The sequence below is a fragment of the Wenzhouxiangella sp. AB-CW3 genome, from assembly GCF_014725735.1.
Classification (GTDB): Bacteria; Pseudomonadota; Gammaproteobacteria; order Xanthomonadales; family Wenzhouxiangellaceae; genus Wenzhouxiangella.
This window is the reverse complement of the sequence record NZ_CP061368.1, coordinates 3743702-3757925: the sequence shown is the minus strand read 5'-3', so window position 1 is coordinate 3757925 and position 14224 is coordinate 3743702. Positions and strand designations below refer to the sequence as shown.

Genomic DNA, 14224 nt, shown 5'->3' with positions numbered 1-14224 from the left:
TGCTATTGTGCCGGCCCCGACCAAGGAATCCAATAGGCGATTAGTCATGAAAGCCCTGGACATTCGAGGACTCCAGAAGACCTACAAGAATGGCGTGCAGGCACTCAAGGGTGTCGACCTGGCGGTCGAGGAGGGTGATTTCTTTGCCCTGCTTGGCCCCAACGGCGCCGGCAAATCCACGCTGATCGGCATCGTCAGTTCGCTGGTCAACGCCACTGCCGGCGAGGCGAAGGTATTCGGAACCAGCGTTCAGACCCAGCGCTCCCGGGCCATGGCCGAGATTGGGCTGGTGCCGCAGGAGGTCAACTTCAATCAGTTTGAGAAGCCCTTCGATATCGTCGTCAACCAGGGCGGTTACTACGGCGTGCCCCGCCGCATTGCCAAGGAACGCGCCGAGTATTACCTCAGGAAGCTCAGCCTCTGGGACAAGGCTTTCGGACCCTCTCGCCAGCTTTCCGGCGGCATGAAGCGACGCCTGCTAATCGCCCGCTCCATGGTGCATCAGCCCAGGTTGCTGATTCTCGACGAACCCACCGCCGGCGTGGACATCGAAATCCGGCGCTCGATGTGGCGCTTCATTTCCGAGATCAACCAGGCCGGCACCACGGTCATATTGACCACTCACTACCTGGAAGAGGCCGAACAACTGTGTCGCAACGTGGCCATCATCGATCACGGCCAGATTGTCGAAAACACCTCGGTCAAGGCATTGCTCGATAAGCTGCAGGTCGAGACCTTCGTGCTGGATCTGTGTGAACCGATTGATCAGGCGCCCCGCGTCGACGGCATGGATATTCACCTGCGCGACTCGTTGACCCTGGAAGCCAGTATCCCCAAGTCGCAACGGCTGAATCGCCTGTTCAGGGTGCTCGAGGATGAGGGCATAGAAATCAAGTCGATGCGCAACAAGGCCAATCGTCTCGAGGAGTTGTTCGTCCGCCTGGTCGGCTTTGAAGAGGGGCAGGCAGCGTGAGCGACAAGGTATCGGCAAGAACATTCTGGATTGGCTACCAGACCATCCTGATCAAGGAAATTACGCGCATACTGCGCATCTGGCCGCAAACCCTGTTGCCGCCGATGATCACCATGAGCCTGTATTTCGTGATCTTCGGGGCCATCATCGGTCGGCGCGTGGGCGAGATGGGCGGCATGCCTTACCTGGATTTCATCGTGCCGGGGCTGATCATGCTCAGCGTGATCACCAATTCCTACGGCAATATCACCTCGTCGTTTTTCGGCGCCAAGTTCGGCAAGCATATCGAAGAGTTGCTGGTTTCGCCGCTGCCGCCATGGATCATTCTGGCCGGCTATGTTTCCGGCGCCGTGTTCCGCGCCCTGACTGTCGGCATCCTGGTCTGGCTGGTCGCGATCTGGTTTTCCGGCTTTCACATACACAACGTGGCCATCACGCTGTCGATGCTGCTGTTTACGGCCGTCACCTTCGCCCTGGCCGGATTCATCAACGCGGTCTACGCGCAGAAATTCGACGATATCTCCATCATTCCCACCTTTGTCCTGCAGCCCATGACCTACCTGGGCGGCGTGTTCTTCACCGTCGGCCTGCTGCCAGGCGTGACGGAGCAGATTGCCATGGGCAACCCCATTCTCTACATGGTCAACGCCTTCCGCTACGGCATGCTGGGCGTCAGCGACGTTTCGCTGTGGCTGGCCTACGCCATCGTGATCGGGTTCGGCTCCGTGCTGTTCTGGGTCAGTCTGACCCTGCTCAAGCGCGGGGTGGGGCTGAGGAGCTGAGGTCGGTCCGGCCCAATACTGGTACCCGGAATGCGCCTTTCCATCTCTTTCGGTTAGGGCTTGTGTTTCGCCTCGCTTGGCGCTAGTCTCAGCGCTCCCCATGCTGGTCGTCAGGGGGAGACGATCGCCGCACGGGCAACATGACTGTCACACTGAAGCCTGACACACAGGGAGGTCAAGAACTCATGTCATCCATCAGATTTTCACTGCGCCCCGGCGGCGCCATAGCGGCGGTGCTGGCTTTTGCCATGACCGCCGGCGTGGCCGCCGACACGGACGCGCTGACGGCGGAGGATGTCTCTGCCTCCATGGAAGTGACCAGCAGTGGTCAGATCGCACCCGCCGACCGGCAGGGTCGTTATCTCTACATTGTCCGCTTCGAAGAGCCGTCACTGGCTCGCTACGAGGGTGGAATCCGCGGCCTGGCCCCGACCAGCCCACGCGCGACCGGCCAACGCATCAATACCCGCAGCTCGGCCGCCGTCGCCTATCGCGAGTTCCTGGCCGAGCAACAGGAAAGTTACCTGCAGGCCATGGGGCAGACATCGCGCCGTTCGCTTACCCCTGAGCGTCAGTTCCTGAACGTACTCAATGGCATGACCCTGCGGCTGACCCAGGAAGAAGCCGAGGCGGTCGCCCGACTGCCATTCGTGGCTGGAATCGAGCCAAATCGCATTGATGAGCTGCATACCGATGAAGGCCCGGACCTGATCAATGCGCCCGACGTCTGGGCCGGCAGCACCATCAGCGGGCTGCATAACCGTGGTGAAGGCATCATCATCGGGATCCTCGACACGGGATTCAACTTTGATCATCCGTCATTCGCTGAGGAGGCCGACGATGGCCATGTGCATGACAACCCTTATGGCGACGGCGTGTTCACGGGCCTCTGTGCCGACCCCAGTGCATCGGATTACGAAGATGTCTGCAACAACAAGGTGATCGGCACCTACAATCTTCACCCGCTCAGCACCAGCTCTGACGACACGGATAACCATGGTACCCACGTCGCCAGTACGGCAGCCGGCAACCCGCTGGATATCGTCTTTCCCTTCAATTACCTCGATCTGGATGTCGATATCAGCGGTGTCGCGCCACGCGCCAATCTGATCAACTACAAGGTTTGTGAGCCGACCTGCCCAGCGGATGTCCGAATTGCAGCGGTTGACCATGCCGTTAATGACGGGGTCCATGTGCTGAATCATTCCATTAGCAATAGCGAGCCACCCTGGGCCAGCGCCGTCAGCCTGGCCTTCCTTGACGCCAATGCGGCCGGCATTGTCGTGGCGGCATCGGCCGGCAACTCCGGTCCCGGCGCTTCTACCGCAGCTTCGACCGGCCCGTGGAATATCGCGGTCGGCGCCAGCACCCACCAGCGGCTTTTGGCCGTTTTGGCGACCATCGGCACTGATACGGAGGAATACAGGGGATCGCCATTTGGCGCACCCCTGACTGGTGCGTACAGCGGTGACCTGCGCTACGCTGGAGATGTGGATTCAGAAAACAGCGAGGGCTGCGACGCTTTTCCTGCCGATGCGTTTGATGGCGAAGCCGCACTGATTCGTCGCGGCGGTTGCACCTTTGCAGAGAAAGTGGACAACGCCGTTGACGCCGGCGCCAACTTCGTTGTGATTGCCAACAATGAGTCTGGCATTGCGTCTCTAGGTGGCCTCGGAGACGCACCGGTGCCGGTGCTTTCGGTTGCCGATTCCACTGGCGATGCATTCATCGACGAGATTGATGGCGACGTGGCCGTTCTCGATGTCGAAGCCATTATCGAAGTCGATTCGGACAATGCCGATATCATGGCGAATTTCAGTTCGCGTGGCCCGGCGTCCCACAACGTGATTGCCCCGGCCGTTACCGCACCGGGTGTGCAGATCCTGGCCGGCGCCCGAGCGGAAAGCGATGATTTTGTTGCCATCAGTGGCACCTCGATGTCATCGCCCCACGTGGCAGGAGCCGCCGCCCTGCTCGCACACGAGCGTCCGACCTGGACACCGACAGAAATCAGGTCTGCCCTGACGCTGTCGGCAAACCCGGATCACCTCAAGGAAGACGGCAGCACGCCAGCCGATCCGTTTGATATGGGGTCCGGGCGCATTGACGTGGCCGCGGCCGCCGATGTCGGATTCGTCATGGATGAGTCCATTGCCAACTTCGAGGCTGCCAATCCGGCCGATGGAGGGAATCCAGCCACGCTCAACCTTTCCTCCATCAAGGAGAGCGAGTGCTTTACCGAGTGCAGTTTCCAGCGCACCATACGCAGCGTGGTTGCCGATCCGGTTGAGTACACCATCACGACCACCGTGCCATCGGGCATCAGCATTGATGTGACGCCTAGCAGCTTTACGCTGGGAGCAGGCGCGACACAGTCCCTGAACATCGAGATCGATGTCACCGGTGTGCCCTTCGATCAATGGAACTTCGCCGACATTCACATCGAGGAGGATGGAACCACCGTGGGCGTGTCCAACGCCCGGATGCCGGTGGCGCTGATCTCCCGTGAGCCTGCCCCGGCCATTGCCTTCTCTCCGGAATCGCTGTCCGTGGGCCTGGCGAGCGACGCGGTGGCCTCCCACCAGTTTGACATTCTAAATGTGGGCCAGGAACCGCTGGAGTGGGAACTGAGCGAGCAGGGTCCGCAGAATGTGCCGGGCCCGGTGGTCAGTACGGTGATCTGGGATAACCCGCAAGCGGGCACCTCAGGCAGGATCAACAACTTCGCCACGGCCGAGGATACCGGTATCTACCAGACTGATGCGTTTGTCCTTCTGGCCCCGTCTAGTATTGAGACCATTTTCTCGGTCGGCTTCACCCTTGGCTCGCCGGATGTGAGTGGTCTGAACTGGATGGTCTTTGCCGACGACGATGGCGTCCCCGCGGGCCACCCCGAAACCGATCCGGGAAGTGCCATTTGGTCGTTTAGCGCAGAAGTTGGAGATCCAGGCGTGGGCTTTGTCGATGCAAATATGTCGCTGGATCTTGACACTGCAGGCGCTCCGCCGCTGGAACTGGAGCCGGGAGTGTACTGGCTGACTGCCTACCCGGATGTCGACGAGTTCTCGCTGGGGCCCAACAACCTGTATGCATGGTTCCACGGTGAGAGCGGGGCAGGACGTGAGATTGGCCCAGGCGGCTTGGCCGGCTGGCCTCCCTTCTGGTTCCCGGTTCCGGAAGGACGGGCCTTCACGCTGACAGGTACGGTTGATTGCAGTGAGCAGTTCAACCCGTGGACCAACGTGTCGCCGACCAGTGGCACGATTGATCCGGACGAGCATGAGACGGTCAACGTGGATTTCTATGCCACCGGTCTGAAGGACGGCAGCTACCGATCGGCCTTCTGCGTCCTCAGCAATGATCCGGAACGTCCGGTCACGCTGATGCCGGTGCAGCTCAATGTCGCTCCGGACATCTTCCACGATGCTTTCGAGGCCGACCAATAAGGCGGCAAATCTTCCGCCCGCAGATGCTGCAAGTCAGAAGGCCGCCCACCGGGCGGCCTTCTGCTTTTCAATCAGAGCTTGATGCCGCCGCCGGGCATGCCGCCGGCGCCCGGGCCGCCCATGTTGCCCATGCCGCCGCCGCGGCCGCCTTCCTGGCCGGGCACCATGATCGAGGACTGGGCTTCGCGCTGCAGGCGCTTGAGTTCTTCCATGGTGTCCTCCAAGGCCTTCTTGGCCGCATCGCCGAAGGCATCGCAGGCCGCTTCCAGGCTGTCGACTTCCAGCTCGAAGCTCAGTGGCAGGGCGCCGGCGTTGGTCATGACCTGGGTCTGGCCCACGTAGCGTACCGGCTGGCTGGTGTCGACTTCGCCGCTGACGGTCAGGGGCGTGAGACGGCGGATCTGTCCGGAACGCATGTCGGTAAACACTTCCTCTTGCACGAGGGCGGACTTGTCGAACTGAAACTGCTCTTCGTCGGGCATCTGACTCATGGCTGTCGGCCTTTATCTGTCATGGGACTGCCCTCATGGTTTGGGGCAATGGCCGGCGAATCAACCGATGACCGGCCGCCGACAACATCTTGTCCCCGACGGTGGTAATCTCGGGACCAGTGGTTCTGGGGTTGCGCGGTGGTCTTGTCGGCGCTGCCTGCCAGATGAAGCAAGTGCTTGAAGGATGGTGGCATGAAGGATCGAAGCAAGCCTGTGAGAAGCCATGTGCGACGCCTGCTGGTGGCTCTGTGTCTTTCGCTCGGGGTGTTGATGCTGTGGGGTGGGGCGGCCACGGGCGGCGGTGGAGGCGCGGTCTATGTGCTCGACATCGACGGTCCCATCGGCCCGGCCACACGGGATTACGTGCTGCGTGGCATCGAGCAGGCCGAGGCCGAGGGTGGCGAACTGGTGGTGTTGCGCATGGACACGCCCGGCGGGCTGGATGCCTCGATGCGCGACATGATCAAGAAGATCCTCAACGCCGATGTGCCCGTGGCGACCTGGGTTGGCCCGCCGGGTGCGCGTGCGGCCAGTGCCGGCACCTACATGCTCTATGCCAGCCACGTTGCCGCCATGGCACCGTCGACCAACCTGGGTGCGGCCACGCCGGTGCAGATCGGTGGCGGTGGTGGCCAGGAGGATGCCGAGCGTCCGCGGACCCCGGCCGAGCGCGCCCGTGACGCTTTCGATGATCGTGACCGGGACAACGGCGAGGAAGCAAACGGCGAGGAAGCAAATGGCAATGGCGAGGCCGACGAATCAGCTGACGAGCCCGCGGAAGTGGCGGAAGAAAGGCCCGGGCCGGCCGGCACGGCCACGGAACGCAAGGTGATCGAGGACGCGGTCGCCTACATCCGCGGCCTGGCCGAGCGCCACGGCCGCAACGCCGACTGGGCCGAGAAGGCGGTGCGCGAGGCGGTCAGCCTGACCTCCAGCGAGGCCCTCGAGATCAACGTCATCGACCACATCGCCGAGGACATCCCCGAATTGCTCCAGGCGGTCCATGGTCGCGAGATCCGGCTGTCGGTGCGTAACGTCACGCTCGACACCGAGGGCGCCAGTGTCATCGAGCTCGAGCCGGATTGGCGCAGCGAGTTCCTGAGCATCATCACCAACCCGACGCTGGCTTACATCCTCCTGATGATCGGCATCTACGGCCTGATACTGGAAGGCTACAACCCCGGGGCCCTGGTGCCCGGCGTCATCGGCGGCATCTGCCTGCTGCTGGCGCTCTATGCGTTCCAGATCCTGCCGGTCAACTATGCCGGTCTGGCCCTGATGCTGCTCGGCTTCGCCCTGATTGCCGTCGAACTGTTCGTGCCGTCGTTCGGTATTCTCGGCATCGGCGGGGTGGCCGCCGTGGTCTTCGGGTCGATTATCCTGATGGATACCGATGTGCCGGGCATGGCGGTCAACCCCGGGCTGATCGCGGCCATGGGGCTGGCGTCCGCCCTGGCCTTTTTCGCCGTCGTCTACCTGGCGGCCCGATCACACCAGAATCCGAAGGTCAGCGGCACCGAGTCGCTCATTGGCCGCGAAGCCGAATCGATCGCCGATTTTGCCGATGGGCGGGGTCGGGTACACATAGAAGGTGAAGACTGGACGGCCAGCTCGGACGAGCCGGTCGGGCGCGACGACCGCGTCGAAATCGTGGCGGTCGAAGGACTGACACTGAAAGTACGTCCCGTCAGGGACAAAGGAGAGTCAAGCTCATGAATATTGATTTCTTGTATTTCATGACCACCATCGTGGTGGTCCTGGTGTTGCTGATTGCCAACACCATCAAGATCCTGCGCGAGTACGAGCGAGGCGTGATCTTCACCCTCGGGCGCTTCTACAAGGTCAAGGGGCCGGGTCTGATCATCGTCATCCCCTTCATCCAGCAGATGGTGCGCGTGGATTTGCGGACCATCGTGCTCGACGTGCCGACCCAGGACGTGATCTCCATGGACAACGTCTCGGTCAAGGTCAACGCCGTGATCTACTACCGTGTGACTGATCCGCAGAAGGCGATCATCAACGTCGAGCGCTTCATGGACGCGACCAGCCAGCTCGCCCAGACCACGCTGCGTTCGGTGCTGGGCAAGCACGAGCTCGATGAAATGCTGGCCGAGCGCGACAAGCTCAACGAGGATATCCAGAAGATCCTCGATCGCCAGACCGACGGCTGGGGGGTCAAGGTGTCGAACGTCGAGATCAAGCATGTCGACCTGGACGAGTCGATGATCCGCGCGATTGCCAAGCAGGCCGAGGCCGAGCGTCAACGGCGCGCCAAGGTCATTCACGCCGACGGCGAACAGCAGGCCTCGGAGAAGCTGGTCGAGGCCGCCAACAAGCTGGCCGAGGCGCCCGGTGCGCTGCAGCTTCGCTACATGCAGACCCTGGTCGAGATCGGCGGCGAGCAGAACTCCACCATCATCTTCCCCATGCCGCTGGACTTCGTCAAACCGTTCCTGGGCATGATGGGTGCCGTCGGTGAGGACAAGAAATCCAGGGGAGAACAGTCATGAAAGTGAGTGTGTGGTTGACGGTGCTGATGGTCGCCGGGATGATGAGTGCCGCGACCTGGGCAGGTACCTGGTACGGAGAGACAGGCGACGCGGCCATGGAGACGCAGTCGGTCGCCGAGGTCATGGCCGATCCCGATGCCTGGCTGGACAAGCCGCTGATGGTTTCCGGCCGGATCACCGATGTCTGCACCCATCGCGGCTGCTGGGCCGTGCTGGAGGAGGACGGCCACATGCTGCGCATCCAGACGCTGGATCACGCCTTCGAGATGCCGGCGGATGCCCGCAGCATGGCGCGGGCGCACGGTGTGCTCGAGCGACTGGAAGACGACGACGGCGATTCGACCGCCGACGAACCGGCTTATCGATATCGCCTGGATGCCAGCGGCATCTACATCGAGTAGGTCAGTCGTCCCAGGCCGGTGACAGGCCTTCCGGCTTGCAGATGCGCCGCTTCTTTTCCAGCCCGGCGATTCTTTCCTGATCGGCCGCGCTGAGGCTGAAGTCGAAAATGTCGATGTTGGACGCGGCATGGTGCGGGTTGGACGTGGCCGGTATGGCGGCCACCCGGTCCTGCTCGACCAGCCAGCGCAGGGCCACCTGGGCGGCGGTCTTGCCGTACTGCTCGCCGATCTGCCACAGCACCGGGTCATTGACCGTGCGTGCCTTGGCCAGCGGCATGTAGGCGGTCAGCACCAGGTTGTAACGGGCCAGCACGCGCCGCAGTCGGTCCTGGCCCAGGTAGACGTGGTACTCGACCTGGTTGGTCGCCAGTTGCCCCTCTCCGCAGAACGCCACGGCCTGTTCGGTCTGGTCGATGTTGAAGTTGCTGATGCCGATATTGCGTGCCAATCCTTCGCGCCTGGTCCGCATCAGGGCATCCAGCGTCGGATTCATGCCGCGTCCGCCGAACAGCGGCCAGTGCAGCAGCAACAGGTCGACATAATCCGTGTTCAGGCGCTTGAGGCTGCCGTGCACCGAAGCAATCAGGTCGTCGGGTGAAAAGCGGTCGACCCAGACCTTGGTGGTGAGGAAGAACGACGAGCGGTCAATGCCCGAATTCGCCACCGCCCGGCCCACGGCCGCTTCGTTGCGATAAATCTGCGCGGTGTCGATGTGTCGGTAACCCAGCTCGATGGCCCTGGGCAGGATGTCCTCCACCGTGTCCTCGTCGAGTTCAAACGTGCCGAAGCCAAGTGCCGGCATATTCAGGCCGTTGGCCGAGATGACCGGAATGTCGGTCATGAATCCCTCTCCTTGCAGTGACAGTCATCAGTCGAACCCGCCGAGTGTAAGGGAATCGACGGCAAACCGAAAATGATGGCCCGGATGTGGTGCATCCCCCCTGTTCCGGATGGTTCGATCATCGGGGCTCCGCGGGCTCGTCGAGATACTCGTTCTTGAGCCGAACGTAGTTGGCTGCCGAATAGCGCAGCATCTCCAGTTCACGTTCGGTCAGCTCGCGTGTCGGCCGGGCCGGTTGGCCACGATACAGCCAGCCCGACTTCAGGGTCTTGCCGGGGCTGACCAGGCTGCCTGCAGCCAGCATGACATCGTCTTCGATCACGGCACCGTCGAGCACCAGTGCACTCATTCCGATCAGGCAGCGATCGCCAATGCGACAGGCGTGGAGAACGGCCCCATGGCCGACCGTGATGTCCTCACCCAGCACCAGTGGTTCGCCGCCCGGCGTATAGGGGCCATCGTGAGTGACATGACAGATGCTGCCGTCCTGGATATTGGTTCGGTGGCCCACGGTGATCCGGTTGACGTCGCCGCGCAGAACCGCGCCCGGCCAGATCGAGACATCGTCGCCCAGCTCTACGTCGCCGATGACCGTTGCGGCCGGGTCAATCCAGACATGTCGTCCAATCCTGGGTTGATGTTTCTGGAAGGCTCTGATAGGCATTCGACGTCCTCGTGCCGGCAAGTTATTCACATGCCGGATTGTTAACGGTGAAACAACCCTTTAGCGTGGCCAGTATAATCCAGCGCTAACAAATGCGCCACAAGTGATTGATTTAATGTGCTTTATCAAAGTGTCACTTTTTGCTCAATCTGCTGTCTGGTTTGTGCCCCGGCGGTCTGACGGCCGCATTCCCACATCTGTTCACACGGTTATCCACAGGTTTTGTGGATAACCCGCCGTTCGCTTGCAGGCCGGGCCCCGTTACAATACCCGCTGTTTCGTCCCTTTGGCAAAGCATGCGTGCCCATATCGAGGAACTGATCAGCCAGGCGCTGGGATATCTCAAGCGCGAAGGCGAACTGCCGGCCGGCCTGCCGACCGGTTTTGACGTCGAGAATACGCGTGATCGAATGCATGGCGATTATGCCTGCAATGTCGCCATGCGTCTGGCCAAGCCGGCGGGCATGAAACCGCGCGAGCTGGCCGAGCGCATCATGGATCGACTGCCGAAATCCAAGCGGGTCGAGCGGGTCGAGATCGCCGGCCCGGGGTTTCTCAATTTCTTCGCCAGCCCGCATTATTTCCGGGTCGTCCTGCGCTCGGTGCTGGCCGACGGAGACGCCTATGGCTGCGAACCGGCCGGCAGCCGCGAGGATGTGCTCGTCGAGTTCGTCAGCGCCAACCCGACAGGACCGTTGCACGTCGGCCATGGTCGTGGCGCGGCCTACGGTGCCAGCCTTGGCAATATCCTCGAAGCCGCTGGTCATCGCGTGCATCGCGAATACTACGTCAACGATCACGGGCGCCAGATGGATATCCTCGCCGTCTCGGTGTGGCTGCGCTATCTCGAGCTCAGCGGCGAAGGGGTACGATTTCCCGACAACGGTTATCGGGGCGATTACGTCTACGATATTGCCCGCGAGGTGCGAGCCCGGCATGGCGACGACCTGCGCCACTCGCAAACGGTGGTGTTCGATGGGCTGCCCCCCGACGAGACGGATGGCGGCAATCCGGAACGTCATATCGATGCGCTGATCAAACGCACTCGCCAGCTGCTTGGCGCAGAGGGTTACGAGGCCTGCTTTGGCATTGCCCTGGAAACCATGCTGGACGATATTCGTGACGACCTGGCCGACTTCCGGGTGCGCTTCGACCAGTGGTACTCGGAGCGCAGCCTGGAACGATCCGGCGCGCTGGCCCGTGCATTGGAGCGCCTGGAGAAAGAAGGCTGGGTCTACGAGCGCGATGGCGCCCGCTGGTTCCGGGCCACCGAGCTGGGCGACGACAAGGATCGGGTCGTGGTGCGCGACGACGGCCGGACCACCTACTTTGCATCCGATGTGGCCTACTTGCTGGACAAGCTGGAACGCTGCCGGGGCACCTCGCTCTACATTTTCGGTGCCGACCATCACGGCTACGTGCCGCGCCTGAAAGCCGCCGCCCGCGGCTTGAATGAGGACGCCGATCGGCTCGAGTTCCAGCTGGTCCAGTTCGCCGTGCTCTACCGCGGCGGCCATAAGGTGCAGATGTCGACCCGCTCGGGCAGCTTTGTCACGCTGCGCGAGCTGCGTGATGAGGTCGGCAACGATGCGGCGCGCTACTTCTACATCATGCGCTCGCATGAACAGCATCTTGATTTCGATCTCGATCTGGCCAAGTCGCGGGCCAACGAGAATCCGGTCTATTACATCCAGTACGCGCATGCACGGATCACCAGCGTGTTCCGTCAGCTCGACAGCCGTGGTCTCCGCCACAACCAGGCCATTGGCGAAACCTCGATCGAGCGGCTTGACAGCGATCACGAACAGGATCTGCTGCGGGCGGTAGGCCGCTATCCGGAAGTCATCGCCAGTGCCGCCCGTCAGCGTACCCCGCACCTGGTGGCGCATTACCTGCACGATCTGGCCTCGAGCTTCCACACCTATTACAACGCCAGCGTGTTCCTGGTCGACGATGAAGATCTTCGCAATGCGCGGCTCAATCTCGTGGCTGCTGTCGGCCAGGTGCTGCGCAATGGCCTGAGGCTGCTGGGCGTTTCTGCCCCGCAGGAGATGTAGTCCAGTGGCGCGCAGACAAGCCAGACGCGGCAGCGGTGGTTCGGCCCTCAATGGCCTGATGCTGTTCGGTGCCGGCGTGATCTGTGGCCTGGGCGTGGCCACCGTGGCCTGGATCGGTGGCTACCTGCCCAGTGGCAGCGAGACGCCGCCCGGTCTGCCGGCCGGCCACGACGAACCGGCCATCGCCGAACCCGAAGAAGAGCGACGCAGCCGCCAGTACGACTTCTTTACCGTACTGCCCGAGATCGAGGTGGTGGTGCCCCAGGAAGAGTTCGAGGAACGGGCCCGGGAACGGCCCGAGCCCGAGGAGGCCGCCGGCAGCAACTACCTGCTGCAGGTCGCCTCGTTTCAATCAGAAAATGACGCCGAGTCCCTGCGCGCCGAGCTGACCTTGCTGGGCCTGGATGCCCGGGTACAGGCCGTTACGGTCAATGATGCAACCTGGCACAGGGTGCGGGTCGGTCCTTTCGATACGGCACGCGAAGCCAATAGCGCACGCCGGCGGCTGCTCGACAACGGCCACGAGGCCATGGTCCTCAGCGGAGGTTGAATCGGCAGGCTTCAAGGGACTATGCGCAGGCGGGTACTTTCGGCTAGGCTTGGGGCCGGATAAATCGCAAGAAAAAACAATCAGAGGGAGCCAGCACCATGCTTGATTTCATCATCCGCGCCAATGACCTGATCAACGGCATCGTCTGGGGCCCTCCGTTCATGATTCTGCTGGTCGGTACCGGCGTGTACCTGACCATCCGCCTGGGTTTTTTCCAGTTCCGCCATCTCATTCATGCCTGGAAGAACAGCTTCGGCGAGATCTTTCGCCGCAGCGGCACCAAGGCCAAGGGCACCATTACACCCTTCCAGGCCGTGACCTCGGCCATGGCCGCGACCATTGGTGTGGGCAATATCGCCGGTGTGGCCACCGCCATCGTCATGGGTGGCCCGGGTGCGGTGTTCTGGATGTGGGTCGTGGCCCTGGTGGGCATGGCCACCAAGATGGCCGAGGCCACGCTGGGTCTGAAGTACCGCCAGGTCGACAGCGACGGCCGGGTCTCCGGCGGGGTGTTCTACTACATCGAGCATGGTCTGGGTGGCAACTGGAAGTGGCTGGCGGTGCTGTATGCCTTCTTCGCCGGCCTGGCCGCCTTCGGTATCGGCAACATGGTGCAGTCCAATACCCTGGCGCAGTCGGCCGAGGCCGGGTTCGGCATTCCCACCTGGATCACGGGCCTGGTGCTGGTTGTGCTGGTCGGTGCGGTGACGCTCGGCGGCATCAGCCGCATCGCGGCCACGGCCGAGAAGATCGTGCCGATCATGGCCGTGGCCTACCTGGTCGGATCGCTCGGCATTCTGGCCATTCATGCCACAGAGATCATTCCTGCCCTGCAGATGATCTTCGTGCACGCCTTCCAGCCGATGTCGGCGGTCGGCGGCTTTGCCGGCGCCACCGTGGCCATGGCCATCCGCTACGGCATCGCCCGCGGCATCTTCTCCAACGAGGCCGGGTTGGGTTCGGCGTCCATCGTTCATGCCCAGGCCCGTAACCAGCCCTTCCGGCAGGGCTTTTGGGGCGTGTGGGAAGTATTCATCGACACGCTGGTGGTCTGTACCATGACCGCGCTGGTCATTCTCGTGACCGGTGTGTTGGGCACAGTCGACGAAAGTGGTGAAGTGGTCACCGGGGCGGTGCTGACCAGCCAGGCCTTCACCCAGGGCCTGCCCGGGCTGGGTGGCTATGTGGTCATCATCGCCATCATCTTCTTTGCCTACACCACCATGCTGACCTGGAACTTCTACGGCGAGAAGAGCTGGGAGTACCTGTTCGGACGCCGGGTCGTGCTGCCCTACCGGGCGCTGTTCCTGGTCTTCGTTTTCCTGGGTGCGGTGGGTGCGCTGGAGTTGATCTGGGATATCGCCGACACTTTCAATGGCCTGATGGCAGCCCCCAACCTGGTGGCCCTGATCCTGCTGGCCGGCGTGATGGCGAAAGAGAAGCTGGACTACTTCAACCAGTTGCGCGACAAAGCCGCCCGCGACCTGGACCGGGACGGCGATTAAGCGC

The 14224-nt window shown here is 62.2% G+C and carries 12 protein-coding genes; 9 read left to right on the top strand and 3 right to left on the bottom strand.

The annotated features are described in order from the left end of the window. Positions 1-46: 46 nt before the first annotated feature. The 3 genes from IC757_RS16220 (at position 47) to IC757_RS16210 (ending at position 5201) form a co-directional block, all read left to right on the top strand. Positions 47-973: an ABC transporter ATP-binding protein gene (locus IC757_RS16220; RefSeq protein ID WP_190975313.1), complete on the top strand. Its 927-nt coding sequence runs from the start codon at positions 47-49 to the stop codon at positions 971-973. Beyond that, positions 970-1755: an ABC transporter permease gene (locus IC757_RS16215; protein ID WP_190975312.1), complete on the top strand. Its 786-nt coding sequence runs from the start codon at positions 970-972 to the stop codon at positions 1753-1755. Before IC757_RS16220 ends, IC757_RS16215 begins: the two co-directional genes overlap by 4 nt. A gap of 185 nt (positions 1756-1940) precedes the next feature. After that, a complete protein-coding gene (locus IC757_RS16210) occupies positions 1941-5201 on the top strand; it encodes a S8 family serine peptidase (RefSeq protein ID WP_190975311.1) in 3261 nt (1086 codons plus the stop codon). Positions 5202-5272: 71 nt separating this feature from the next. Here IC757_RS16210 and IC757_RS16205 read toward each other — a convergent pair whose 3' ends face one another. Then, the gene (locus tag IC757_RS16205; RefSeq protein ID WP_223846170.1) at positions 5273-5692 is read right to left on the bottom strand and encodes a hypothetical protein; all 420 of its coding nucleotides are present in this window, start codon (positions 5690-5692) and stop codon (positions 5273-5275) included. A gap of 192 nt (positions 5693-5884) precedes the next feature. Here IC757_RS16205 and IC757_RS16200 point away from each other — a divergent pair, with 192 nt between their 5' ends. Genes IC757_RS16200 through IC757_RS16190 form a run of 3 tightly spaced genes read left to right on the top strand, consistent with a single transcriptional unit; the run spans position 5885 to position 8603 of the window. After that, positions 5885-7408 carry an NfeD family protein gene (locus tag IC757_RS16200; protein WP_190975310.1) on the top strand — a complete coding sequence of 508 codons (1524 nt, stop codon included), beginning with the start codon at positions 5885-5887 and terminating at the stop codon, positions 7406-7408. Positions 7409-7410: 2 nt separating this feature from the next. Next, the gene (locus IC757_RS16195; protein ID WP_411913482.1) at positions 7411-8202 is read left to right on the top strand and encodes a slipin family protein; all 792 of its coding nucleotides are present in this window, start codon (positions 7411-7413) and stop codon (positions 8200-8202) included. Further along, the gene (locus IC757_RS16190; protein WP_190975308.1) at positions 8199-8603 is read left to right on the top strand and encodes a DUF4920 domain-containing protein; all 405 of its coding nucleotides are present in this window, start codon (positions 8199-8201) and stop codon (positions 8601-8603) included. The genes IC757_RS16195 and IC757_RS16190 overlap by 4 nt, the downstream gene beginning before the upstream one ends. A 1-nt stretch (position 8604) precedes the next feature. Here the strand turns inward: IC757_RS16190 and IC757_RS16185 are convergent, their stop codons facing one another. Continuing rightward, positions 8605-9444 (bottom strand): aldo/keto reductase, encoded by an 840-nt coding sequence (locus IC757_RS16185; RefSeq protein WP_190975307.1) that lies wholly within the window; start codon positions 9442-9444, stop codon positions 8605-8607. A 118-nt stretch (positions 9445-9562) separates the two neighbouring features. Then, complete coding sequence (locus IC757_RS16180; protein ID WP_190975306.1) at positions 9563-10108, bottom strand: gamma carbonic anhydrase family protein; 546 nt, start codon at positions 10106-10108, stop codon at positions 9563-9565. 296 nt (positions 10109-10404) lie between these two features. Between IC757_RS16180 and argS the strand changes: the two genes are divergently transcribed. The 3 genes from argS to IC757_RS16165 all read left to right on the top strand — a co-directional run bounded on the left by argS (position 10405) and on the right by IC757_RS16165 (position 14220). Next, positions 10405-12165: an arginine--tRNA ligase gene (gene argS / locus IC757_RS16175; protein ID WP_190975305.1), complete on the top strand. Its 1761-nt coding sequence runs from the start codon at positions 10405-10407 to the stop codon at positions 12163-12165. Positions 12166-12169: 4 nt separating this feature from the next. Continuing rightward, positions 12170-12715, top strand: a complete 546-nt coding sequence (locus IC757_RS16170; protein ID WP_190975304.1) for an SPOR domain-containing protein — start codon at positions 12170-12172, stop codon at positions 12713-12715. A 98-nt stretch (positions 12716-12813) separates the two neighbouring features. After that, positions 12814-14220, top strand: a complete 1407-nt coding sequence (locus tag IC757_RS16165; RefSeq protein WP_190975303.1) for an alanine/glycine:cation symporter family protein — start codon at positions 12814-12816, stop codon at positions 14218-14220. Positions 14221-14224: the final 4 nt, after the last annotated feature.

Excerpts from the sequence above, each read along its gene's own strand:
- argS (WP_190975305.1), top strand. The coding sequence starts at position 10,405 with ATGCGTGCCCATATCGAGGAACTGATCAGCCAGGCGCTGGGATATCTC.
- IC757_RS16180 (WP_190975306.1), bottom strand. The coding sequence starts at position 10,108 with ATGCCTATCAGAGCCTTCCAGAAACATCAACCCAGGATTGGACGACAT.
- IC757_RS16220 (WP_190975313.1), top strand. The coding sequence starts at position 47 with ATGAAAGCCCTGGACATTCGAGGACTCCAGAAGACCTACAAGAATGGC.
- IC757_RS16190 (WP_190975308.1), top strand. The coding sequence starts at position 8,199 with ATGAAAGTGAGTGTGTGGTTGACGGTGCTGATGGTCGCCGGGATGATG.
- IC757_RS16185 (WP_190975307.1), bottom strand. The coding sequence starts at position 9,444 with ATGACCGACATTCCGGTCATCTCGGCCAACGGCCTGAATATGCCGGCA.
- IC757_RS16205 (WP_223846170.1), bottom strand. The coding sequence starts at position 5,692 with ATGAGTCAGATGCCCGACGAAGAGCAGTTTCAGTTCGACAAGTCCGCC.
- IC757_RS16210 (WP_190975311.1), top strand. The coding sequence starts at position 1,941 with ATGTCATCCATCAGATTTTCACTGCGCCCCGGCGGCGCCATAGCGGCG.
- IC757_RS16165 (WP_190975303.1), top strand. The coding sequence starts at position 12,814 with ATGCTTGATTTCATCATCCGCGCCAATGACCTGATCAACGGCATCGTC.
- IC757_RS16200 (WP_190975310.1), top strand. The coding sequence starts at position 5,885 with ATGAAGGATCGAAGCAAGCCTGTGAGAAGCCATGTGCGACGCCTGCTG.